This window comes from Ferdinandcohnia sp. FSL W7-1320 (assembly GCF_038050315.1).
Lineage (GTDB): Bacteria > Bacillota > Bacilli > Bacillales > Bacillaceae_L > Ferdinandcohnia > Ferdinandcohnia aciditolerans.
This window is the reverse complement of record NZ_JBBPAM010000001.1, coordinates 69,608-94,185: the sequence shown is the minus strand read 5'-3', so window position 1 is coordinate 94,185 and position 24,578 is coordinate 69,608. Positions and strand designations below refer to the sequence as shown.

At 39.5% G+C, this 24,578-nt stretch carries 23 protein-coding genes, 2 tRNA genes and 1 rRNA gene; 2 read left to right on the top strand and 24 right to left on the bottom strand.

What is annotated here, in order from left to right:
• Positions 1-317: 317 nt before the first annotated feature.
• From NST91_RS00455 to spoIIE, 18 genes are all read right to left on the bottom strand, one after another.
• Positions 318-1,869, bottom strand: a 16S ribosomal RNA gene (locus tag NST91_RS00455).
• Between the two features lie 315 nt (positions 1,870-2,184).
• Positions 2,185-3,675 (bottom strand): lysine--tRNA ligase, encoded by a 1,491-nt coding sequence (gene lysS / locus NST91_RS00450; RefSeq protein WP_341329599.1) that lies wholly within the window; start codon positions 3,673-3,675, stop codon positions 2,185-2,187.
• A 144-nt stretch (positions 3,676-3,819) separates the two neighbouring features.
• Entirely contained in the window at positions 3,820-4,821 is a 1,002-nt protein-coding gene (dusB, locus tag NST91_RS00445) for a tRNA dihydrouridine synthase DusB (RefSeq protein WP_341329598.1), read from the bottom strand.
• Positions 4,822-4,854: 33 nt separating this feature from the next.
• Entirely contained in the window at positions 4,855-5,067 is a 213-nt protein-coding gene (locus NST91_RS00440) for a helix-turn-helix domain-containing protein (protein ID WP_099353492.1), read from the bottom strand.
• The gene (gene folK, locus NST91_RS00435) at positions 5,019-5,543 is read right to left on the bottom strand and encodes a 2-amino-4-hydroxy-6-hydroxymethyldihydropteridine diphosphokinase (protein ID WP_341329597.1); all 525 of its coding nucleotides are present in this window, start codon (positions 5,541-5,543) and stop codon (positions 5,019-5,021) included. Before folK ends, NST91_RS00440 begins: the two co-directional genes overlap by 49 nt.
• Positions 5,543-5,905, bottom strand: a complete 363-nt coding sequence (folB, locus tag NST91_RS00430; protein ID WP_341329596.1) for a dihydroneopterin aldolase — start codon at positions 5,903-5,905, stop codon at positions 5,543-5,545. Before folB ends, folK begins: the two co-directional genes overlap by 1 nt.
• A 5-nt stretch (positions 5,906-5,910) precedes the next feature.
• Entirely contained in the window at positions 5,911-6,753 is an 843-nt protein-coding gene (gene folP, locus NST91_RS00425) for a dihydropteroate synthase (protein WP_341329595.1), read from the bottom strand.
• Between the two features lie 91 nt (positions 6,754-6,844).
• Entirely contained in the window at positions 6,845-7,441 is a 597-nt protein-coding gene (gene pabA / locus NST91_RS00420) for an aminodeoxychorismate/anthranilate synthase component II (protein WP_341329594.1), read from the bottom strand.
• Positions 7,442-7,609: 168 nt separating this feature from the next.
• Entirely contained in the window at positions 7,610-8,539 is a 930-nt protein-coding gene (gene cysK, locus NST91_RS00415; protein WP_341329593.1) for a cysteine synthase A, read from the bottom strand.
• A gap of 111 nt (positions 8,540-8,650) precedes the next feature.
• Complete coding sequence (locus NST91_RS00410) at positions 8,651-9,562, bottom strand: peptidyl-prolyl cis-trans isomerase (RefSeq protein WP_341329592.1); 912 nt, start codon at positions 9,560-9,562, stop codon at positions 8,651-8,653.
• A 19-nt stretch (positions 9,563-9,581) separates the two neighbouring features.
• Complete coding sequence (gene hslO, locus NST91_RS00405) at positions 9,582-10,460, bottom strand: Hsp33 family molecular chaperone HslO (RefSeq protein ID WP_341329591.1); 879 nt, start codon at positions 10,458-10,460, stop codon at positions 9,582-9,584.
• A 35-nt stretch (positions 10,461-10,495) separates the two neighbouring features.
• A complete protein-coding gene (locus tag NST91_RS00400) occupies positions 10,496-11,272 on the bottom strand; it encodes a type III pantothenate kinase (RefSeq protein WP_341329590.1) in 777 nt (258 codons plus the stop codon).
• 142 nt (positions 11,273-11,414) lie between these two features.
• The gene (ftsH, locus tag NST91_RS00395; RefSeq protein WP_341329589.1) at positions 11,415-13,355 is read right to left on the bottom strand and encodes an ATP-dependent zinc metalloprotease FtsH; all 1,941 of its coding nucleotides are present in this window, start codon (positions 13,353-13,355) and stop codon (positions 11,415-11,417) included.
• Between the two features lie 124 nt (positions 13,356-13,479).
• Positions 13,480-14,019: a hypoxanthine phosphoribosyltransferase gene (gene hpt / locus NST91_RS00390; protein WP_121449289.1), complete on the bottom strand. Its 540-nt coding sequence runs from the start codon at positions 14,017-14,019 to the stop codon at positions 13,480-13,482.
• A gap of 19 nt (positions 14,020-14,038) precedes the next feature.
• Positions 14,039-15,430: a tRNA lysidine(34) synthetase TilS gene (gene tilS / locus NST91_RS00385; protein WP_341329588.1), complete on the bottom strand. Its 1,392-nt coding sequence runs from the start codon at positions 15,428-15,430 to the stop codon at positions 14,039-14,041.
• Between the two features lie 64 nt (positions 15,431-15,494).
• Positions 15,495-16,523: a serine/threonine protein kinase PrkT gene (prkT, locus tag NST91_RS00380; protein WP_341333455.1), complete on the bottom strand. Its 1,029-nt coding sequence runs from the start codon at positions 16,521-16,523 to the stop codon at positions 15,495-15,497.
• On the bottom strand, positions 16,489-17,229 hold the full coding sequence (locus tag NST91_RS00375; protein ID WP_099353505.1) for a vWA domain-containing protein: 741 nt from the start codon (positions 17,227-17,229) through the stop codon (positions 16,489-16,491). Before NST91_RS00375 ends, prkT begins: the two co-directional genes overlap by 35 nt.
• Positions 17,230-17,307: 78 nt before the next feature.
• Positions 17,308-19,794, bottom strand: coding sequence for a stage II sporulation protein E (gene spoIIE / locus NST91_RS00370; protein WP_341329587.1), 2,487 nt, complete (start codon positions 19,792-19,794; stop codon positions 17,308-17,310).
• Between the two features lie 508 nt (positions 19,795-20,302).
• Between spoIIE and NST91_RS00365 the strand changes: the two genes are divergently transcribed.
• Both NST91_RS00365 and NST91_RS00360 read left to right on the top strand, forming a co-directional pair.
• Positions 20,303-20,379: transfer RNA gene (locus NST91_RS00365), tRNA-Met, on the top strand.
• A gap of 9 nt (positions 20,380-20,388) precedes the next feature.
• Positions 20,389-20,460: transfer RNA gene (locus tag NST91_RS00360), tRNA-Glu, on the top strand.
• Between the two features lie 151 nt (positions 20,461-20,611).
• Here NST91_RS00360 and NST91_RS00355 read toward each other — a convergent pair.
• The 6 genes from NST91_RS00355 to yabN all read right to left on the bottom strand — a co-directional run bounded on the left by NST91_RS00355 (position 20,612) and on the right by yabN (position 24,533).
• Positions 20,612-21,040 carry a S1 domain-containing RNA-binding protein gene (locus NST91_RS00355; RefSeq protein ID WP_341329586.1) on the bottom strand — a complete coding sequence of 143 codons (429 nt, stop codon included), beginning with the start codon at positions 21,038-21,040 and terminating at the stop codon, positions 20,612-20,614.
• Positions 21,041-21,120: 80 nt separating this feature from the next.
• Entirely contained in the window at positions 21,121-21,495 is a 375-nt protein-coding gene (locus NST91_RS00350) for an FtsB family cell division protein (protein ID WP_341329585.1), read from the bottom strand.
• A gap of 15 nt (positions 21,496-21,510) precedes the next feature.
• Positions 21,511-22,146, bottom strand: a complete 636-nt coding sequence (yabQ, locus tag NST91_RS00345) for a spore cortex biosynthesis protein YabQ (RefSeq protein WP_341329584.1) — start codon at positions 22,144-22,146, stop codon at positions 21,511-21,513.
• Positions 22,143-22,448, bottom strand: coding sequence for a sporulation protein YabP (gene yabP, locus NST91_RS00340; protein ID WP_341329583.1), 306 nt, complete (start codon positions 22,446-22,448; stop codon positions 22,143-22,145). The genes yabQ and yabP overlap by 4 nt, the downstream gene beginning before the upstream one ends.
• 112 nt (positions 22,449-22,560) lie before the next feature.
• The gene (locus NST91_RS00335; RefSeq protein WP_121449298.1) at positions 22,561-22,821 is read right to left on the bottom strand and encodes a S4 domain-containing protein; all 261 of its coding nucleotides are present in this window, start codon (positions 22,819-22,821) and stop codon (positions 22,561-22,563) included.
• Between the two features lie 263 nt (positions 22,822-23,084).
• Positions 23,085-24,533 carry a bifunctional methyltransferase/pyrophosphohydrolase YabN gene (gene yabN, locus NST91_RS00330; RefSeq protein WP_341329582.1) on the bottom strand — a complete coding sequence of 483 codons (1,449 nt, stop codon included), beginning with the start codon at positions 24,531-24,533 and terminating at the stop codon, positions 23,085-23,087.
• Positions 24,534-24,578 lie beyond the last annotated feature (45 nt).

Genomic DNA, 24,578 nt, shown 5'->3' with positions numbered 1-24,578 from the left:
AAAGTGCACTCCGCTGCTCGAAAACTCATCGCCTCGAACTTCTTGCTTCTCGTGCGCCTTCAAGTTTTAAAGAACTTTACTTCAATGAATGTTTTGTTACGTTATCTAGTTTTCAAGGAACGAAGCTACCGACTTCAATCACATCGTGATTAAACATCAGTGAGTAATCTTCATGCAGCTTTGCGCTGAGGAATCAATCATCTTCGATTAACCTAGCAGACGCAAGTGCAATATTGAAAGCACAAAAAAGCACTCTCAAAACTGACCACAATACAAAGCGTCTTTTTATGAAGTTCGTAGAACTTCAGTTTCCTTAGAAAGGAGGTGATCCAGCCGCACCTTCCGATACGGCTACCTTGTTACGACTTCACCCCAATCATCTGTCCCACCTTAGGCGGCTGGCTCCTTGCGGTTACCCCACCGACTTCGGGTGTTACAAACTCTCGTGGTGTGACGGGCGGTGTGTACAAGGCCCGGGAACGTATTCACCGCGGCATGCTGATCCGCGATTACTAGCGATTCCGGCTTCATGCAGGCGAGTTGCAGCCTGCAATCCGAACTGAGAATGGTTTTATGGGATTGGCTTAACCTCGCGGTTTCGCTGCCCTTTGTACCATCCATTGTAGCACGTGTGTAGCCCAGGTCATAAGGGGCATGATGATTTGACGTCATCCCCACCTTCCTCCGGTTTGTCACCGGCAGTCACCTTAGAGTGCCCAACTGAATGCTGGCAACTAAGATCAAGGGTTGCGCTCGTTGCGGGACTTAACCCAACATCTCACGACACGAGCTGACGACAACCATGCACCACCTGTCACCGTGTCCCCCGAAGGGGAAAGCCCTATCTCTAGAGTTGTCACGGGATGTCAAGACCTGGTAAGGTTCTTCGCGTTGCTTCGAATTAAACCACATGCTCCACCGCTTGTGCGGGCCCCCGTCAATTCCTTTGAGTTTCAGTCTTGCGACCGTACTCCCCAGGCGGAGTGCTTAATGCGTTTGCTGCAGCACTAAAGGGCGGAAACCCTCTAACACTTAGCACTCATCGTTTACGGCGTGGACTACCAGGGTATCTAATCCTGTTCGCTCCCCACGCTTTCGCGCCTCAGCGTCAGTTACAGACCAGAGAGCCGCCTTCGCCACTGGTGTTCCTCCACATCTCTACGCATTTCACCGCTACACGTGGAATTCCGCTCTCCTCTTCTGCACTCAAGTCCCCCAGTTTCCAATGACCCTCCACGGTTGAGCCGTGGGCTTTCACATCAGACTTAAAGGACCGCCTGCGCGCGCTTTACGCCCAATAATTCCGGATAACGCTTGCCACCTACGTATTACCGCGGCTGCTGGCACGTAGTTAGCCGTGGCTTTCTGGTTAGGTACCGTCAAGGTACCGCCCTATTCGAACGGTACTTGTTCTTCCCTAACAACAGAGCTTTACGATCCGAAGACCTTCTTCGCTCACGCGGCGTTGCTCCGTCAGACTTTCGTCCATTGCGGAAGATTCCCTACTGCTGCCTCCCGTAGGAGTCTGGGCCGTGTCTCAGTCCCAGTGTGGCCGATCACCCTCTCAGGTCGGCTACGCATCGTTGCCTTGGTGAGCCATTACCTCACCAACTAGCTAATGCGCCGCGGGCCCATCTATAAGTGATAGCTAAAAGCCATCTTTCAATATGAGACCATGTGGTCTCATATGTTATCCGGTATTAGCTCCGGTTTCCCGAAGTTATCCCAGTCTTATAGGCAGGTTGCCCACGTGTTACTCACCCGTCCGCCGCTAACTTTTGGGAGCAAGCTCCCAAAAGTTCGCTCGACTTGCATGTATTAGGCACGCCGCCAGCGTTCATCCTGAGCCAGGATCAAACTCTCCAATAAGAGTATTGATTGCTCAATAGTTTGTTACTTTAGAATTAAACGTTGACGCTTGTATTGTGTTCAGTTTTCAAAGAACTTTCGTAAGTTTCGCTATCGTTGCTCTCTTGAAGCAACTTTATAATAATATCATTTATTATTTTGATAGTCAATAACTTTTTTATTTTTTTTATTTCATCACCGCATCTCGGCGGCAGATTTATAATATACCACCTCTAAACTATTAAGGCAAGCATTTTTAATAAAAAAATTATACTAAAAAAGTTTTTTGAGTAAATCTATAAAAAAATAGAGTGGAAACCCACTCTATTACTCATATTATTTATTGCGCATTTGTGGGAATAGTAATACATCCCTAATTGAAGGAGAATTAGTTAAAAGCATAACGAGTCTATCTATTCCTATTCCTAATCCACCTGTTGGAGGTAATCCATATTCTAATGCTTCTACAAAATCTTCATCCATCATATGTGCTTCGTCATTTCCTTGTTCTCTTTCTTTCAGCTGAGCTTCAAATCTTTGACGTTGATCAATCGGATCATTTAATTCTGTGAAAGCATTAGCATGTTCTCTAGCAACAATGAATAGCTCGAAACGATCTGTGAATCTAGGATCTTCAGGATTCTTTTTCGCTAATGGCGAAATCTCTACTGGATGTCCATAAATGAATGTTGGTTGAATGAGTTTCTCTTCAATTTTTTGTTCAAAGAATTCATTAACAATATGACCGTACTGCATATTGTCATTGATTTCAACATTATGTTCCTTAGCAAGCTGTCTTGCTTCTTCTACACTCATTTCCTTCCAGAAATCTACGCCTACATATTCTTTAATGGCATCTACCATGTGGAGTCGTTTCCACTCTGGCTTTAAGTCAATCTCATATTCACCATAGGTTACAGTCGTTGTTCCTAATACCTCTTGTGCAATATGAGCGACTAAGTTTTCCGTTAAACTCATGATGTCTTTATAGTCTGCATAAGCTTCATAAAGCTCAATCATTGTGAATTCAGGGTTATGGCGAGTTGATACACCTTCATTTCGGAAAACACGACCGATTTCATATACTTTTTCTAAACCACCAACAATAAGGCGCTTTAGGTGTAACTCAATCGCAATACGCATATATAATGGGATATCTAACGCATTATGATGAGTAATGAACGGTTTCGCCGATGCTCCACCTGGGATTGAATGCATCATTGGTGTTTCAACTTCCAGATAACCATGGTCGTCCAGATAGCGTCTCATTGCTCGGATGATTTTACTGCGTGTAATAAACGTTTCTTTGCTTTCCGGGCTCATGATTAAGTCTAAATAGCGTTGACGATAGCGCTGCTCTACGTCCTTTAGTCCATGGAACTTATCTGGTAGAGGACGTAATGCTTTTGATAAAAGCTCAAATGAAGTTACTTTTATAGAAAGTTCCCCTACTTTTGTTTTGAAGACTGTACCCGTTACTCCGACAATATCTCCTAGGTCAGCAATATTAAATATCTCATATTGTTCTTCCCCAACTGCATCTAGACGTACATATAGCTGGATTTGACTAGTTAGATCTTGGATATGAGTAAATCCAGCCTTCCCTTTACCACGCTTTGTCATGATACGGCCGGCAATTGTAACAGTGATTTCTTTTTCATCTAATTGCTCTTTAGTAAAACCATCATATAAATCGATTAACTCACGTGTGCTGTGAGTTCTTTCAAATCTCTTTCCGAAAGGGTCTACTCCCTTTTCACGCAATGTATGTAGCTTTTCTCTTCTGACAATCAATTGGTCATTTAATTCCTCATGATTCATTTCCATCAACTCCTATTTTGTCACTCATCTATGAAAAACCGTAAATATATAACTTGTCCTATTCCAATATAAACGTAAAGCAGAAAAACTGCCAGTAATTAACTGGCAGTGGGTTGCTTACGGGTATTATAGTGTAGGGAACTATTGATGTCAAACAACCTTAGCATTGTTTTCTTGCTTTTTTTCTACTTCTTCCACGAAGTTTTGTAAAACGGCCACTAATTCATTTCGTGTATTGCAATTGTTAACGTCATTACGCACTATTGCATTTCCGCGGATTCCTTTTAGATACCACGCAGCATGTTTTCTGAATTCCCTTACCGCAACGTTTTCATTCTTTAGGTTAATTAAACGATCTAAATGAAGAATTGATACATCGATTTTTTTCCTTACACTTGGCTCTTCAGTTAATTCACCAGTTTCTAAATATTTGACTGTTTGATAAATCATCCATGGGTTTCCAAGCGCTGCACGGCCAATCATTACACCGTCACATCCTGTTTCGTCAAGCATACGTCTCGCATCCTGTGGTGTTTTAACATCACCATTTCCGATAACGGGGATATTTACTGATTCTTTTACTTGTTTAATAATATCCCAGTTCGCAAACCCTTCGTACATTTGAACACGAGTTCTTCCATGCACGGCTACTGCTTGACCGCCAGCACGTTCTACCGCTTGAGCATTTTGAATCGCAAAAATATGGTCTTCATCCCAGCCCATTCGCATTTTTACAGTAACCGGTTTGTCAACTGCATCAACTACCGCTGAAACCATCTCATAAATCTTATTAGGATCTAATAGCCACTTTGCCCCTGCATCACATTTCGTAATTTTTGGTACAGGGCATCCCATGTTAATATCAATAATATCCGCAGTTGTGTTTCTATCAACAAACTTTGCCGCTTCAACTAATGTTTCTTTTTCTCCTCCAAAAATTTGAAGGCTAAGTGGCTTTTCACGTTCATCTATATAAAGCATCCCCATTGTTCTCGCATTTTTATAGAGAATAGCTTTATCACTTACCATTTCTGCACAAACTAATCCTGCACCAAATTCCTTAACGGTTAGACGGAACGCAGAGTTACACACCCCAGCCATCGGCGCAAGAACAACTTGGTTCTTCATTTCGATATTGCCTATTTTTAACACGGTAACCCTCCCTCCTTCTATTTTTGATACTATTTAATCAACCTCTTTTGGACGTAAATCATCAAGTGGTACTTTTAATATATCTGCAACCTCTTGTAAAAATATCTTACTAGGCATTCGCGTTCCCCGCTCTACTTCTCCAACAAGAGACACCGATACCCCGAGGTCTTTTGCCAAACTCTCTTGGGTATACCCTTTTAATTTTCGAAAAGCACGAATACGTCTTCCCCATTTCTCCGCTTCCATATACGCACACCTTCTCTGTCTTGTAATTCGTCTAGTAGTAAGGATATTGGCTTTGTTACTGTTGGAATTTCTAAATTCTGGTCTATTTCAGCTAATGGTACCAGAACAAAAGCTCGCTCTGTCATTCGGGGATGAGGGACAATAAGACGCTCTGTTTCAATATTTTCTTGATTAAACAGCAAAATGTCAAGGTCGAGTGTTCGAGGCCCCCACCTTATTTTCCTTTCCCTACCAGATTCATGCTCTATACTCTGCAAAACTTCTAGCAAATCCAATGGTTGTAAATCAGTATTTACTTTAATTACCATATTTAAAAATCGGTCTTGATCTTCATAACCAACGGGATCTGTTTCATAAATTGAAGAAAAACCGATAATATCGATATCTTTTTCTTGAATCGCTTGTAAAGCTGAATGTAAATAGGATTCCCGGTTACCTATATTTGTACCTAAGGCGATATAAGCTGTATTACTCACTATTGTCGACTCCTTGTGATCTCTACCGCTACTGACTGAAGCTGTCCTGGTATTGGTGGGTCAGGCTTGATTACTTTTATTGTACAGCTAGAGACCAATGGAAAATGGGCTAAAATGTCGGTAGTCATTTTTTCAGCTACTGCCTCAAGCAATTTGTACGGCTTACCTTCAACAATCTCCTTACATAGATTGTAAAGCTCCCCATAATGAACGGAGTAATTTAAATTATCCGTTTCACCCGCTTGTTTAACATCCACTTCTACCATGAGGTCCACGAAGAAGCGTTGGCCTAGCTTTGTTTCTTCCGTGAAAACACCATGATAACCATAAAATTGCATTTGGTTCACATAGATCTTATCCATTTTTGTTATTCTCCTTTACCAACAAGGACATCCATCATTTTAGCAAGTCTAGCATTCACTATCACATTGTGTACACGGACAATATCGCAGCCCTTTTGGATACCAAGGCAAGTCGTTGCGCCAGTTGCTTCATCGCGTTCCTTTGGTGGCAAATCAAATATTTTTCCAATAAAAGACTTCCTTGACGTTCCTAATAGTATTGGAAAACCTAGGTCAGAAAACCGGTCCAGGTGACGAATCGTTTCAATATTCCCTTCAAAGGTTTTCGCAAAACCTACTCCTGGGTCTAAGATAATCTTCTCATCCTTTACACCCGCAGCTCTCACAATCTCAATACTTTCTTTTAAATCAACGATCATATCATCAATAAGACTCTTATAGTTTTTATTGTCACGGTTATGCATGAGAATTATCGGCACTTGATAGGTTGCTGCCACTTCTGCCATTTTAGGATCTGCTTTTGCACCCCAAATATCATTAATAATGTGCGCTCCTGCTTCAATTGCCTGCTTCGCTACCTCAGACTTATAGGTATCAATCGAAATCGGTACGTGAACTTCCTTTACTAACGCCTTAATGACTGGCACCACTCTAGCAATCTCTTCTTCATCAGAGATTCTTTCATGTCCAGGCCTTGTCGATTCACCACCAACATCAATAATATCTGCACCATTCTCGACCATTTCTTTGGCGTGACGGATTGCCGCGTCTAGGTCAATATAGGAGCCACCATCTGAAAATGAATCAGGTGTGATATTTAGAATTCCCATAATCATCGTTTTTTTCGAAAAGTCTAATTGATAAGGACCACATGTTAGTGTTGGTCTGCTCGTTCTGCTTTGGTCCATTTCTCAAACTCCTTTGTTATTCGTTTATACAATATAGGCCTGTCTCTGAAAATGTAATAGATATATGTACTAATAACAGGCACTCTGATTTTTAGTTTGATCCTACTTCACTTTTATTACTGATGAATTGTTTAACTACATTTTCAATCAGTTGCTTCCCAGCATTAGTCATAATGGACTCTGGATGAAATTGGACACCCTCGATTGGATACTCCTTGTGACGGATGGCCATGATTTCACCATCTGCTGTTTCAGCTGATATTTCAAAACACGCAGGAAGGGTTTCCTTTTTTACGATTAGAGAATGATATCGAGTAGCTGTAAAAGGCTGATCAAGTCCTGAAAAAATGGTTTTACCGTCATGTATCATTTCTGATGTTTTCCCATGCATAAGCCTTTGGGCTTTAATTACATCTCCACCAAATGCTTGGGCAATTGATTGATGACCAAGGCAAACACCAAAAATCGGGATACGCCCTGCAAAATAAGAGATTGTCTCTAGACTTATCCCTGCCTCATTCGGTGTACAAGGCCCGGGGGATATCATGATTAAATCGGGGGATAACTCCTCTATTTCCTGGACTGTGGTTTCATCATTTCTTTTGACGATAATCTCTTCTCCTAATTCTCCCACATACTGCACTAAATTAAATGTAAACGAGTCATAATTATCAATCATTACGATCATCTTAGCTCACCTCATACTCATATTTTTTAATCTCTACTTCACTCAGCTCTATGCTTGCATCTATAGATCGTCTATTTTTATATTTTACATGATATACGATTACTGGTACACCATTGAATTGAAAAAAGAGTCTTATCCTATGAGGATAAGACTCTTTTGTATGTTGAATTATTGCTCATCAAATTGATAAAGAACTGTACTTAAGTAACGCTCACCATTATCTGGGACGACCGCAAGTACTTTCTTGCCTTTACCTAATTTTTTCGCAACTTGAAGTGCAGCAAAGATAGCAGCTCCAGAAGAGATACCTACAAGGAATCCTTCCTCTTGACCTGTACGACGTGCATATTCGATTGCTTCTTCATTTTTAACGGTAAATACTTCATCATAAATCTCAGTGTTTAGAACGCTCGGTACAAAGTTTGCACCTATTCCCTGGATTTTGTGAGGACCTGGTTTTCCACCAGATAGAATTGCAGAGTCAGCTGGTTCTACTGCAACAATATGGATGTTAGGATATTTCTCTTTTAATACCACACCTGCTCCAGTAATAGTTCCACCTGTACCAATACCAGATACAAACGCATCTAATTGGTCACCCATCTGCTCAACAATTTCTTTACCAGTCGTTAAACGGTGAATTTCAGGGTTTGCTTCATTATCAAACTGTTGTGCCATGAAATAGCCATGTTCTTTAACAAGCTCTTCAGCCTTGTTAACAGCACCTCTCATCCCTTCAGAACCTGGTGTTAAAACGAGCTCCGCTCCGTATGCACGTAAGAGGTTACGACGCTCCATACTCATTGTATCAGGCATTACTAGGATTGCCTTTAAACCTTTAGCAGCTGCTACCATCGCTAAACCGATACCCGTGTTTCCACTAGTTGGCTCAATAATTGTGTCACCAGGTTTTAATTCCCCTTTTTTCTCTGCTGCTTCAATCATCGCTAAAGCAATTCTATCTTTTACACTGCTACCTGGGTTAAAGAACTCAAGCTTCACATAAACATCAGCACTATCTTCATCAACTAAATGGTTAAGCTTTACAACTGGTGTTTGACCGATTAACTCATAGATTGAATTTGCTACTCTTGTCATGATTCCACCCTCAATCCCTACTATTTTTATTGGTTTTATCTACAATTTACCAACTACGCCCATAAAAGTCAATGAATTTGCGGCTTGCGTTTTGTGAATTTTTTCTGAAAATTACTGTTGTTTTTCATAGAACCACTTCACATCAAGTTCTTTCCAAAATGGCTCTACTGAAATCGTTCCATTCATTTGGTCTATTGCGATTTGGCGCTTAATTTGATCCTTTACATCCTCATAGGAATAGGTTACAGCATCAATGACCTCATGAAGAATAACCACTGCATAACCATCCTCTACTTTGATCGGTTCACTCCACTCATTCGGCTTCAAGCTCTCAGCAACTTCCAAATAGTTATCTGGTGCATATCCATTTTCTGCATTTACATATCCGAGTTCCCCACCCCGATTTGCTGAAAACTCATCAATCGATTTTTCCATTGCTAGTGCTGAAAAGCTAGAACCATTTTCTAGTTCATCCCGAACCTGTTCCGCCGATTTCTTTGTTTTCACAACAATATGGGAAAGGTGGTATGACTTTGGAATTTCATATAGATGCTTGTTTTCCTTATAGAAATGTTTCATTTCGTTTTCTGAAATAACAGCATCCTTCGTTAAAAGTTCTTCTAATAAAATGCTTAACTCGATTTGTTCCTTCCAGTGCTCGTCATTTATTTTCTCATGATCAATCGTATTATACATCGTCTTTATTAACGTTAATTCACGATCAACAGCATCTTCAGATAAAGTAATCTCATGCTTTTCGGCCATCTGACGAACAACTTCTTCATCAATCATTTCTTCTAAAATTTGTTTTCCATATCGCCCTTCAAGTTCATGTAACCATTGTTGTCTTGTTATGGTTGTATCCCCAATTGTCGCAACCACCTCTTCTTCCCCACTAGCGACAACAGGTTTTGAAGCCTTAATCGTTTTTTCATCTGGCTTAGCTGCTGCAAAGTATACAATCGACAAACAGTTAGTGATAACGAGAGCAGCAATAATTGACCACAATATCTTTCGATTCATCTTCCCATCTCCCATTACCTTACTTTGCCTGGTTTTTTAATTCTATTAACTCATCTTTTGAAAAATGATACTTTTCATTACAAAAATGACATTGTGCCTCTGCTTTACCATCTTCTTCAATCATTGCCTCGATTTCATCTGTGCCAAGGCTAATAATTGCACGTTCAATTCGTTCTTTAGAGCAAGGGCAGACAAAGGACACTGGCATCTTTTCAAGAATTTTAAGGTGTTCCTTGCCAATAATCTCTGCTAAGATGTCCTCTGGTGTAAGTCCCTTTTCAATCATTTTTGAGATTGGTTCTATTTCTTGTAATCTTTTTTCAATTCGAGATATTGTAACCTCATCAGTACCCGGCATAAGCTGAATGAGGAAACCTCCAGCAGCTAAAATTGAATTATCTGGGTTCACTAAAACCCCTACTCCAACAGATGAAGGAGTCTGCTCTGAAGTAACAAGATAATAGGTAAAGTCCTCTCCTAATTCTCCTGATACTATTGGAACTTGACCTGAAAATTGTTCCCTCATGCCTACATCCTTAACAACTGTTAAAGTGCCATCTGTTCCTACAGCTCTTCTTACATCCAGTTTCCCATGCTCATTTAAGTCAAAATGCGTTTGTGGATTTGTTACATATCCTCTTACTTCACCTTTTGCATTTGTATCGACAAGGATAATTCCGATTGGTCCTCCACCCTCAACTTTGATTGTTAGCTTGACTTCCCCCTTTAGGGTGGCTCCTAACATAACACCTGCAGTCATCGTTCTTCCAAGTGCAGCAGACGCAGTCGGCCATGTGTAATGGCGTCTTTGAGCCTCAGCAACTGTATCTGTTGAATCTATCGCATATGCGCGAACCTGTCCATCATAGGCTAATGCCTTAATCAAATAATCACTCATTGTTTTTCTCCTTTTCATGTTGTTCGTTGATGTTGTCAGCTTTTTGCTTCCATATTACGTTGATAGATAAGCTGCAAGCCTTTTAATGTTAAAAATGGGTCAACCTCATCAATCGCATGTGATTCAGCATCGATTAGTGCAGCGAGTCCACCAGTCGCAATTACTTTTGGTTTTTCAATCGCCTGTGCTTTGATACGAGCTACTATACCTTCAACCTGACCAACGTAACCAAATAATATACCTGCTTGCATCGCACTCACCGTGTTTCTTCCAATCACACCTTCCGGACGGGCTATTTCAATTCTTGGCAACTTAGCAGCTCTTGAATATAAAGCCTCTGTTGAAATGGCAATTCCTGGCGCAATCGCTCCACCCATATATTGCTTCTTCTCATTTATGTAGCAGTAAGTTGTGGCTGTACCGAAATCAACAATGATGAGTGGACTTCCATATAAATGAATGCCTGCAACAGCATTGACGATCCTATCAGCACCCACTTCCCTCGGGTTATCATATTTTATATTTAGGCCTGTTTTAATACCTGGTCCAACCACCATAGGCTTTATACCAAAATACTTTAGGCACATTCGTTCCAGAGCAAACATAATTGGCGGAACGACAGAGGACATGATAATGCCCTTAATATCTTTGAAGGTTAATCCTTCATGTTCTAATAATGACTTGATAACAAGTCCATATTCATCTTCTGTTTTGTTCCGGCTTGTTTCAATTCTCCAATGATGTTTTAATACATTATTTTCAAATACCCCTAAAACCATATTCGTGTTTCCCACATCAAAAACGAAAATCATGAAGTACCCCCAACATATAACGTATGACTTTGCAAACATCATACCACACCTGCTTTTTAGTATTCCACAATTAACTTTACTCAGTCGGGGGTTTGCTCGAAACCAAAAAGGTGTCTACATTTTGTTGTAGACACCTCTTACGTTATTCTTCTTTATTCTTGTTCTCGCCTTCAGTTACGTCATTATCTTTTTTAGAGTTAATTGTAACTTTTACATCTTCTTTTGGTTTGTCTGTTCCTTCAATCGCTACTGGTCGGTCAGGTAATTTACCCTCTTCGAATAAGCTCTTGATTTGGGCAGCATCTAATGTTTCAACCTCAAGTAATGTCTCTGCGATAAGCTTAAGTTTATCTTGATTTTCTGTAAGGATCTTGCGAGCTTTCTCGTAGCTTTCCTTAATAAAGCGTTGAATTTCAAGATCAATTTCGTGTGCAATAGCATCACTATAGTTTTGCTCATTGTGGATATCGCGTCCTAAGAACACTTGACCACCCTGCGCTTGACCAAATTGAAGAGGACCTAATTTTTCACTCATTCCATATTCGGTAACCATTTTACGAGCAATACCTGTAGCACGTTGGAAGTCATTATGAGCACCTGTACTCACTTCTCCAAATGTAATTTCTTCTGCTACACGACCACCTAATAGACCAGTGATTTTATCTAACAGTTCAGGTTTTGTCATGAAGTAACGATCTTCCTTAGGAAGCATTACTGCATAACCGCCGGCTTGACCACGAGGCACAATCGTTACCTTGTGAACCATATCCGCTTCATCAAGCACCATTCCAATAACGGTATGTCCCGCTTCGTGGAACGCCACGATATTGCGTTCTTTTTTCGAAATGACACGGTTCTTTTTCGCTGGACCCGCAATTACGCGGTCTGACGCTTCATCAAGATCTGCCATATCAATTTTCTTCTTATTTTGTCGAGCGGCAACGAGTGCTGCTTCATTAAGTAAGTTTTCTAGGTCTGCACCTGAGAATCCTGGAGTTCTTGCAGCGATAGCTTTTAGATCAACCGATTCATCAAAAGGCTTATTACGAGCATGAACTCGTAAAACTGCTTCTCTTCCTTTAACATCCGGACGGTCAACTGTGATTTGACGATCAAAACGTCCTGGACGTAGAAGGGCAGGGTCTAGAATATCTGGGCGGTTTGTTGCTGCAACGATGATGATACCTTCGTTTGCACCGAATCCGTCCATCTCAACTAGCAATTGGTTTAAAGTTTGCTCACGCTCATCATGACCGCCACCAAGACCAGCACCACGCTGACGTCCAACTGCGTCAATTTCATCTATAAAAATGATACATGGCGCATTTTTCTTAGCATTTTCAAATAAGTCACGTACACGTGAAGCACCAACCCCTACGAACATTTCAACGAAATCTGAACCACTGATTGAGAAGAATGGAACTCCCGCTTCACCAGCAGCAGCACGGGCAAGCAATGTTTTACCTGTTCCAGGAGGTCCAACAAGAAGGATCCCTTTTGGAATTCTTGCACCTAGATCAGCAAATTTCCGAGGGTCTTTCAAAAACTCAACTACTTCAATAAGCTCTTGCTTCTCTTCGTCCGCTCCTGCAACATCTTTAAATCTAACCTTTTTCTTTTCTTCGCTATATAGCTTCGCTTTACTCTTACCGAAGTTCATAACCCTACTGCCGCCGCCTTGGGCTTGGTTAAGTAGGAAGAAGAATAAAATAAAGATGATAACAAATGGGATAATCGACGTAAAGAAGGTTACCCAGCCGCTTGTTTCCTTCGCTTTAAGTATATCTACGTCTGCGTTCTTCGCCGCTTCATAAATCCGATCTACTTCTTTTTGGCTTCCGATAATATTTGTTACAAAATATTGATCCTCTTTGTAGCCATTTAATTGGCCTCTTACTTCAAAGACGCCTCTTTCGGGTTGTACCGTGATATTTTTTACATCTCCTGTTTCGAGATGTTCAACAAACTTTCCATATTTCATCACTTCAGGCTGGCCATTGGCTCCTTGGAAGAAGCTAACCACTCCGATTATGACTAAAAATATGAGTAAATAGAATATGACATTTCTAAAAATCCGATTCATCCCTTACCTCCTCCCGCGGTGAACAAACTATAGTAAATAGTATCATAGATAATAATTGCTATTCAAATGATTTACGTTTAACCTGCCAATAGGTTTCAAAAAAGGGTCAGTTTTTCCAAAAAACTTATTTTGAATAGACCTCAGGTTTTAAAACTCCGATGTACGGCAGATTACGGTACTTCTCAGCATAGTCGAGACCGTAACCAACAACAAACTCATCAGGAACGATAAATCCAACATAGTCTGCATTAATATCAGCCTTTCTTCCAGTAGGCTTATCCAAAAGTGTAACAATTTTAATGGATTTTGCCTTGCGATAACGGAATAATTCAACGATATAACTTAGTGTTAAACCACTATCGATAATATCTTCAATTACTAGAATATCTCTTCCCTCTACAGAAGTATCCAAGTCCTTGATGATTTTTACCTCTCCAGAAGATACGGTTGAGTTTCCGTAGCTTGACACATCCATAAAATCCATTTCTAAGTGTGTATCTACCCTCTTTAACAGATCGCCCATAAAAGGCATAGCTCCTTTTAGTATTCCAATTGCTAAAGGAAATTTATCCTTATAGTCCTCTGTTAAAGTATTACCTAATTCTTTAATTTTTTGCTGTAATTCTTCCTCGGAAAATAAAACCTTCTCAATATCCTGCTTCATTCGTTAAAGCCCCCTAAAATCATTGCGTGTATTGTAGTACGATATAGTGTGATTTTGTTTTACATGTTGCTTCATGTGATGACTTTTTCAATCCTGGAAGCCACAAAATCTCTCCTTGTTCATCCTCGACTATCGGCCAGAAATTACGCCGGTGAAGGGGTATTTTTTCATCGATGAAGATATCCTTCACTTTTTTAGAACCATTCATTCCTTTTAGCGTCATTTTATCTCCGTTTTTTCTCGTACGGACATAAATGGGCAATTGGATTTTGTCTGGATCGACGACGAAACAGTCATTTCCGACCAAGCCTCTAGGATAGTTCCTCCACACTTGACTCTTTATCTCACTACCATCTTCAAGTTTATAAAGCCCAGGTGAATCAATCTGGAATCGATAGGGGCTTACGTTATCCTTATAATCCGTATAAGTATATGTACAACTATCATAAGATTTTACAATTCGTAACCCCGAAGGAAAATGCAATTCTCCGGATGGATGGCTACTCTCCAAGAAAGTTAACAAATTGTCGATATGTATGGCAGAAAGAGAAGGAGGAAGTTCTTTGTAGAGATAGTTTAATATTAGTTGAATCCCTCTTCTTTGTAAAGATTTTGGCATTGCTAAAAAGGTAGATATTTCAATCTCTATTTCGTTACCTTCATTCCTTTTCATTACTTTATTCATTTTCTCACTTGTTAATTCATCTAAAACCTGATTATCCTCTGTAATGTATTGACTAAATCGCAAAAAATGCTCATGTACCGCAGAATTTTCCTGTTTTAAAAATGGAAGAACATGATGTCTAAATCGATTTCGTACATAGTCGTCTTTTTCATTAGAGGGATCGCGTCTTGGAATAAGATTCATTTTGAGGCAATACTCTTCAATTTCAGTTCTTGTTACTGCTAAAAATGGACGAATAATCGTTCCGCATGAAAAGGGGCGGTTTATTTGTATACCCGCATACCCGATTCCTTTACTGCCTCTTACCAATCTCATTAGAATCGTTTCAATTTGATCATCCCCATGATGTCCAAGTGCTAAATGATCTGCTTTATATTTTCTCATAATTTCATCAAAAAAATGATACCTTATTTCTCTGGCAGCTACCTGGGAACTTAAACTGTGTTTCTTTTTATAGGATGTGACATCGAATTGGATTGATTCAAAAGGAATTTTATACTCCTCACAAAATCCCTTTACGAACAGTAAATCCTCCTCTGATTCTTTCCCTCTGAACATGTGGTCAACATGGGCAGCAATAAGTGTTGAATATGAGCCCTTTTGATGATGATACAAATAATGCAGTAAAGCAAGGGAATCCGGGCCACCGGATACCCCTACTATTATTGTGGATTCCTTCTTTATTAATTCATGTTTCTCAATAAACTGGTTTACTTTTTCAATCATTGTCGGACCAATCCTTTTTACGGAACTAAAGAATACATTTATCGTATCACTTTCCAAAGCAATTTTACAGAACTTGTCCATACAGATAAAGTAGATATCCCAGTGATACAAAGAGAAGCAATAATACCGTTTCAAGAACGCCGCCCTTTTGTTTTTTTGGCTTCGGTTGTTTATTCACCCTCGATAGATTTGGATTAGAATGATTACTTCTTGTTGGTATAGTCTTCGTTTGTGGCTTTCTTGCTGCCCGTGTTTTTTGAACAGAAGCATGCCCCTTACTAGCTTGGCTTAACTTCATAACTAGATCTTTTCTCATGTCTTGAGCGCGCAGATATTTTCCGTCTATCGCTTGATAAAGGGCCGTATCTATTTTTCGTAGAGACTCCGTATTTGCAATAATAGATTTAAGTTGGTTTACAGGTTGGTCTGTTCTTGTAAACCGGTTTGGATAGGCTGTATTAATGATAATCATTGCAACTGCAAATAAATCATAGGAAGGTTCTGCTTTTCTCGAGCCCGCTCCCCAATATCCACGGTCAAAAAATTCGGTAAACTCCTTAATAGCTCTACCTTGCACAGTTGTTCCACCAACGTCGATACATCTTATTTTAGGCGGGTTTCCAGCAACAAGGAGATTATCCGGTTTTAAGTCGCCAAATACCCACCCTTCTTGATGGAGACGGTCTAAATCAGCTAGTAACTGCAAACATAGGATTCCCGTCCATTCTTTTCCTCTTTTTTCAATGAAAGACAAAAAACTTTCTCCTCGAATATATTCCATTACATAAAAGGAGATTGGGCTGGTGACACCCGGTCTTATCCAATCATCAACATCTATAAAAGAAGGTCCAAGGGCAGAGCCTTGGACCTTTGAAAAGTGTTTAAGTACATTCACCTCTGACGTAATTGTTACGCCATTTTCACTTATTTTTAAAGCCACAGGGCCATTCATACTTTCCGCTAAATAGACAATACCATTGGCACCTTGTCCTAAAGGTCTCACAATACGATATGATTTTTTATGCCATTTTCCAGTGATAACAGTACCAGGGGAAACCTTACATACCTGACTCTTCGTAGTATTGTTCATCATCACGAGACAACAAGCTCCTTAATGATCTTTTTTTCTTGAAGTGGGTAAGTGCTTCACGAATTGCTGGACCAGTTGGCGTGATTCCACCGGTTGTTAGCTTTGGAAAAATACTAGATAAAGATTCTAGTCTTGGCGTCCAATCTAATACCCTTTCGACTTCGACTTTTTTCCCAGGAAATACAAACACAGAAAATTGATTGTCTCCCATTCTCGAATTTAGACTAATCGAGAGATCCAGTAAGGCTTCTTTTACTGTTGGCAACTTGTGCTTCATACTTGCACTCGTATCCACTAAAACTAAAACCTCTAAATCAACCGTTTCACCAAGCTCATCAACTACCTCCATTACTTCTCCACGTTTCTCTGGCGGAAGGTCCTCCATTGATGTCTTCGATCCAAGGATTTGCTGAAGCTCCTTGTTGACCACCCCTTGTAGGGTTTGGGTCATCGCTTGCTTTGTCACCATTTGAACAGTTTGTGATAACTGAGTGGAATAAACGATTTGGCTTACGCCTCCACCAGCAGTTGCCATACCTTCTATTTCCTGCATTCCTTGTTCATCAATCGTATCCTGCTCTACTACCCCAATAACATTAATCGTAATTCCCTGCTCTCTAGCAAGAGCAGCCATTGCAATCGGATCTTCCCCTTGGTTTGAACAACCATCCGTAATTAATAGAATTTGCTTCAATGTGCCTTTTTGCACGTTCCATCCCCTCCAACTGATTTAAAGTTAGTAACAGGATGGACAAAATAATAGTCTTTTAAACCCCTTTCGATAGAATCAAATCGCCTTGCTCTTTGTTTTCTGGTACGCATACGCTGGGATGGCTGCCCATTTTGGTGTATTATGTTTTATCTTTGTCACAACAATTGTCATATCATCTTCAATTTGCCCCGATCTAGTGCGGATAACCTCCTCCATAATTAAATCTGCAATCTCTTGCGGGTCATTCGTTTGGATTTCTTTTATTTTACGTTTCATCCACATATCATGATTTTCGACATGCTTTGGACCTTCAAAAATGCCATCGCTCATCATGATTAAAAGGTCACCAGCCTTTAATTGTTCATCAACTACCTCCACTTCAAAGTCCTCAATGATTCCCATTGGTAGATTACTTGCCTGTATTTTACTAATTTTGTCTCCTCTCTTTATATAACTTGGCGTCGAGCCGATTTTTAAGAACTTTGCACTTGCGTCTTGAAGATCAATAACCGCTAAATCTAGCGTTGAGAATATTTCATCTGTTGTTCGTAATGAGAGTATGGAGTTGACTGATTTAATCGCAACTTTCTCTTCAATACCAGATTGGAGGATTTTCTTTAATAACTCCAAAGTTTCATTGCTTTCGTAATGGGCACGCTCTCCATTGCCCATTCCATCACTGATGGCTACCGCATGCTTTCCAACTCCTAATTCAATTGTTGAATAACTGTCGCCCGATACAAGTCCTCCACCCTTGGCAGCATGGGCAGCACCTGTATCAATGACATAGGCTTTTGCCGAGCCTAGGGTTACGTGACAAAATCCGTTTGGATAAGCTGAGCATTCCTCCCTTTTTACGAGAATTGTTTCTTCAAGAATATCGGATAGCATTGGTGCAATTAACTTTTCACACTCCCCACTTCCATTGCAATATGGAATACTTAATTCGATATCTACATTTCCTTGCTCCACACTATAAATCTCTACATGGCCTATTTGAATTCCAAATGATTGTAAGGCATCAAGTATTTGCTCCTCTAACAAATGATGGTTTTCACCCTCGCGTTGAATCTCCTTGGCAAAATCACTCATTACCTGAGACACACCTAATAATTGATCGGCTACTAGTTTTCTACTCTCCTTTACTTGTTTCTTAAGCTTTTGATTTGCTTGATAATACGTAAATTCCTGTTCGACCGCTTCAATTACTTTTTTCGATCGTACACAATGCTTTTCCCAGTCTCTCGTAAGTTTGTGATTATACATGAGAGAATTTGTTTCACAACCATGCATAATATCTTTCATGTAATCATATGTTTTATTAAAGTTCTTGGACCAGCACGCCTCCTTTTTGAAACACGATTGGCACGTTTTTTCTGTTACATTGCTTAGAAACAGATCGACTTCACGGTCCTTATCCTCATCTTCAACGGGATATCCGTATTCTGAAAAACTATTAGATAAAGCTTCAAACACAGTTGAAAATTGCGAAACGCGATGAGCTGTTACATCACGAATTTTACGAAGGTATTGCTGCTGTTCTGCACTATGCTCCGGTGTGCCTGGAATATTCTTTGCCACTTTACTTATTAAACCTTTAGGCGTCAGTAAAAATAAAAGAATTGCTACACCAGATTCATATAAAGTAGGAATAATTTGACTCGCACCTTCTCCGTAAAGGCCAATTAAGAGTGTTCCTACAATTAATCCAAGTGCCACTCCAGCTTTTTTTCCTTCTTTTAAGAGGCCACCTAGCAAACCTGAAAAAGCGAGAAGACTCATTTGATACAAGCTCGTCACATTAGCTAGACTTAAAATTAGACCCGTTACAACCCCAACAGTGGATCCAATGGTCGCTCCTGCTACAAATGCAAACAAAAGGACGACATACCTAGAAAGGATATTTGAAATGGACATCTCGTATACGAGCCAGCCCATTGTTCCTGTTAACACAGAGGCAATTAAAATAATTAAACAAATAACTTCTTCCGTTTTAAACGATTGTCTCCTTCGTTTCTCTGTTAATAATGGTACGCTTTGCAGAAATATTAAGGTTAATATAAAGGCTAGACCCGAGCCAACACCGATCATTACCCCATCATGTATTGTGATTGCACCTTGTGTAAGATAAAGAATTCCCGCCTTAGTGATTGCCGATGAAATTAACACAAGTGTTGGCAACGCTTTAATCAAATCAACCTTAAACCTCTGAAGAACCTTATAGATTACAAGAAAAAAGGCTATGGATAAAAATGTGAAAATAGTCACATCAGCCGAAAGGGTAAACGATCCCGCGACAACAGCTGCCATCGCTATTCCTGCCTTCCCTTTTTTCATCATAAAGACTGCTGCGAAAAAGGGTAATGCGAAGGGGGTTAATTCATTCAGGATAAGAGCTCGTCCTAATAAAAACCCGACAACTACTAGTAAAAGCCCTTTTAGTAGAAATAGATTTATAAGTTTGGCTTGAAAACGCTGAAACCATTTAGACACAGTGTCCTGCGTTTTTTCAATGGCTACATCTGTAATGGGCGCACTTAAATTCCTCTCTATTCTTTCCATTTACAAACACTCCCCGTATTTAATAGTTGTCTGTTATTATACAGTTGATGAAATACGTATTTTGTCAAAACAACAGGAGCAAACGGAAAAATCATTCGACTGCTTGTCCAGTATTCCTACAAAATAAATGTCATATGACGAATTATAGGAGTGTAATTTAATCCGTTTGCGGAGAATTTCATAGAATATCGTTTGTATTGTGCGAATTTTTGTATTATTTTTCTTCAATACAAAAAATATTGACGAATGAATAGACAGAAGGTATTATATAACTTGTGCTTACTTACTAGAGTTTGAGACAGAGTTTGTCGAACTCAGGTATTTTATAAATTTTTGCACTCATTTATCCTATGGCGGTGTAGCTCAGCTGGCTAGAGCGACGAGCAAAACTTCCATGAATCATCTACGAGTTGTTCCGACGCATCAATCATCTTCGAATTTACTTGAAGAGGAAGGAACATATTAACTCTTTTAGAAAATATACTAATTCAGTACTCATTTATCCTATGGCGGTGTAGCTCAGCTGGCTAGAGCGTACGGTTCATACCCGTGAGGTCGGGGGTTCGATCCCCTCCGCCGCTACCATAATAATTAGGCCCGTTGGTCAAGCGGTTAAGACACCGCCCTTTCACGGCGGTAACACGGGTTCGAATCCCGTACGGGTCATCTGAAACAGTGTGAGATTTTCACACTGTTTTTTTGTTATTATGTTGTAATAACTGCATTCCTGATAAAACAACCCGTTTCCTAAAAAAGGCATACAAAAAGCACCCAAATTGGGTGCTTTTAAATTTATATATAGAGCTACAGCAGCAGGTTATCCTCTTCTCGCTCCACGTCCACCTCGTTTTGACTCGGTGTTACGCTTTAAGGAAGATAGACGATCTTCACTGTCTTTTAGAAAGCGATTCATTTTTTGTTCAAAGCTTTCAGTTTTATTGTTATTACGTTGGTCATTTCGGTTATTACGTGGACCATTGTGACGTGGACGCTGTGATTGTGGATTCGGATTCTCTTTAGCTTTTTTAATAGATAATCCAATCTTTCCATCTTTCTCAACGTTTATTACCTTGACCTCTACTTGGTCACCAACTTTTAAATGCTCATTAATGTCTTTAACATAATTGTCAGCGACTTCACTAATATGGACAAGACCAGTTGAGCCTTCTGGCAGCTCCACAAACGCTCCAAAATTCGTAATTCCTGTTACCTTCCCTTGAACCTTGCTGCCTACTTCGATTGACATAAAAAAAATGCTCCTCCTTAAATTTGAACAAAATCATTTATATACATTATACATAATATAAAAAACGAGTGTCAATAAGACTAAGACCCATCTCCCACTTTAAAAATAATTTCACCTTCCTTAGATAGAAAATAATCCCTGCGGATTATTTTTTCGATATACTCATCATTGTTGAGTTTTACGATTTCCTCTTCAAGAAGTACCTGCTCATCTTTTAGTGCGGTGAGTTGTTCTTGTAGTTTTTCCTTCTCAGCAACTTTTTCATTCATCGTCTTATGTTGTGACAGAACCATTGAAACAAGCCCATAAGAAATGATTGCAACTAAGAGCGCAAATGCAATCAATCTTCTAATCAAGCCTTTTCGTTTCACTTGAAGGGCTTCTTCTTGCTGTTTATATTTTTCCATATATGTTGATTGTAATTGTGTTACGTTTTTCTTTCGAACTGCACTCATTGTAGAGAATGCCTCCTATTGTTTCCTAATCTTCTTCCACCATTTTATCAGTATAGGTTTGATATTCTCTACCTTTTTTAAAAATCCTGCACATTTCCAAAAAATCTTTTCTACATTTTTCGTAACGGCCGACGGCATCAGCCTCCAGATGATAATTCCAATCCACTTGATTGGTGCAAAACAGATTTTGATTAATATCCAACAGGTTTTTAGAAGAATTTTCCCGAGAACGAGTAAAATATTCAAGATACCCAGCAGAATCACGATAATGAGTTGATACAACATTTTAATTGGTCGAATGATAAGGAATTCGCCCATACGGAGTAAGAACTCATAAAGACGTATGAAGGCTTGTATGATGTGTTCTAGTGCCTTAACATAAAATGACTTTATTAAACTTTGATAAGCTGCAAATCCACATAATATCGCAATAAACACATAAAATCGCAGTTCACCCTCATTTACTAGTAAAAGTGTATAAAAGAACAATAGGCCTTGTACAATCCAAAATAAAATGTCATTGATAAAAACAAAGAAATACTTTCGTCTTGAACGATTTAAAAAACGTTGGTACGTATCAAGAGAGGCCCCTAGCCAACCTCCCATACAAATCATTGCAAGCAATGTATAGAACTGGGTTGACAGGGTCATCTAAATAACTTGCCAAAGAATCCTTTAGCCTTCTCCGTCGAATGATCGTCCAAATAACTAATGTCATAGACTCTTCCTTTGATTGATACAATACCTTTTTCCACATCTAGATTCTTCATTTGCAGGTTTTGGCCACGAATTGCTAGGAAACCCATAACAGTCTCAAGTAAAAATTCTTCATTATCAAAGCTTTCCACTTGCTTTACACCTGTTATGTCAAGAAGCTTACGACTTCTCATAATCACATCATGTTCTTGCACAGTTCCTTTATTAGGCGGCGTTCCATCGTAGTATTGGTTCATCTTCTAACCCCCACATTCATACTTAAGTGATCAAAATAACCACTTGTTTAATAGTAAAATGTATGAGAATGTGGGTGAGTTTAGAACAAGCCTTAGGTAGATTATCAAATGTTTACGCTTCTACTTTTTCCTCTTTCACGATGGAATAAAGCTTATTTGCATCTTCTTTTTTTGTTGTTTCTTGTAGATCTTCGATTTTCACAGTTACTATTTTCTGACCAAAACGGATTGTTAACTCATCACCTATTTTCACATTGCTACTTGCCTTTGCAGCTATTCCATTAATGAGGATTCTGCCTTGGTCTGCAACCTCTTTTGCTAACGTGCGTCGTTTGATTAGTCGAGAAACTTTTAAGAATTTATCCAAACGCATGATTTCACCTCTTTCCTCTAATCAAATGCGCCTTGGCGTATTTGCGCCTGATTTTTAGGCCCACAGGAAGTGGTTCATAAAGACGTTGCCACAGGACATGGCGTTTTTAGTCTTTAATCTTACTGCTCGAAAAACTTCCTTTGAAAAATCATGGCATCCGCCGGAGGCTTATAAATTTATTTAGTCATTATTTGACGTTCCCAAAATTTTGTAACTTTATTAACATTGGTTCCATACTAGAATGTAACTTCTGCTAAATAAAGTTACAGTCCTGCTTGTTTTGCTTTTTCCCAGATTGCATCAAGTTCTTCAAGGGTTTGTTCTTCTATCTTTAGCCCTTGTTTTCTTAGTTCTGTTTCTATAAATTGAAAACGTCTTACGAACTTTTGATTTGTCATGGCAATTGCTTCTTCTGGATCAAATTTATAAAATCTTGCTATATTAGCTAAAGCAAAAAGGATATCTCCGAATTCTTGAATGGCATCTCCTTTTTGTTTTTCTTCTACTGCTACCTTGTATTCTTTTATTTCTTCAAAAACCTTGTCCCACATTGGTTCAACAGCATCCCAATCAAACCCTACCTTCGCTGCCTTTTTTTGATATTCGACAGCTTTCATTAATCCAGGCAATCCCTTTGTGATCTCATCAAAGATGGACTTTTCTTCCTTATTACTACCTTTTTCCAATTGTTTGATTTGCTCCCAGTTTGTCACAACTTCATCTGCAGTTTCTGCCGTTACATCACCAAATACATGTGGATGCCTTCTAATCATCTTTTCGGAAATTCCACGAATGACATCATCAATTGAAAACATGCCTTCATCCTCACCAATTTGGGCATGCAGTGCCACTTGGAGAAGTACATCTCCTAGTTCCTCTGCTAAATGATCATCATCTTCACAATCAATTGCATCAAGTACCTCGTAAACCTCTTCTAGTAAATATTTCTTTAACGATTGATGAGTTTGTTTTTGATCCCACGGGCATCCCCCAGGACCTCGTAATGCAGCAATAATTCTTCTGAAAGTCCGGAAATCATGATAGAGAGATTCTACTTCTTGAACTGGAGGGACATAAACGCTTGTCAGATTGTTCACCTCTACTCCTCGATCCAATTCATATAGAGGGACTTTAGTGATTTTTTCGTCCTTACTACCCGCTGCTGTTACAATATAAACTTCATATTCATCAGGTAATTGCTCCATTAGTGTTAATTTAACATTTGAAGCTATGTATTGATCATAGACCTGACAAATAATAATATGCTGTGATAGCTGTAATTCATCTTTTTCAAAAGACAAAGCATCAATGAATTGAAAACCTTCAATTGGATCAATTCTTAATGAAGCCAATAAAGGATCGATAAAGCTTTGGCCCCCCTCAATTTTTACTTGAAGATTTTGATCCTCAAGTAAAAGCTGAGTCGTCTTCTCTGCTACCATCGGGTGCCCGGGCACAGCATAAACAATTTCCTTTGTTTTCGCTTCATTCCTTAGTATGTCGACTATTTCATCATATACATCCTCGAATTGCTCATGTTTTTCATAAATGTCGTCAAAGGAGTGATACCTAATTCCCTCAGCTTCTAATTCCTTTATAACAGGATGCTCCTTCGTTCGAAGATACAAATGTTCAGCAGCCGAAAGTTTACGATAAATGCCTAATGGAAGCTGTGATAGGTCTCCAGCACCTAGGCCAATAACTGATATCATGCTCTCTTTCCTCCTTTAAGTAGATGTTAAAAAGTGCGGTGAATA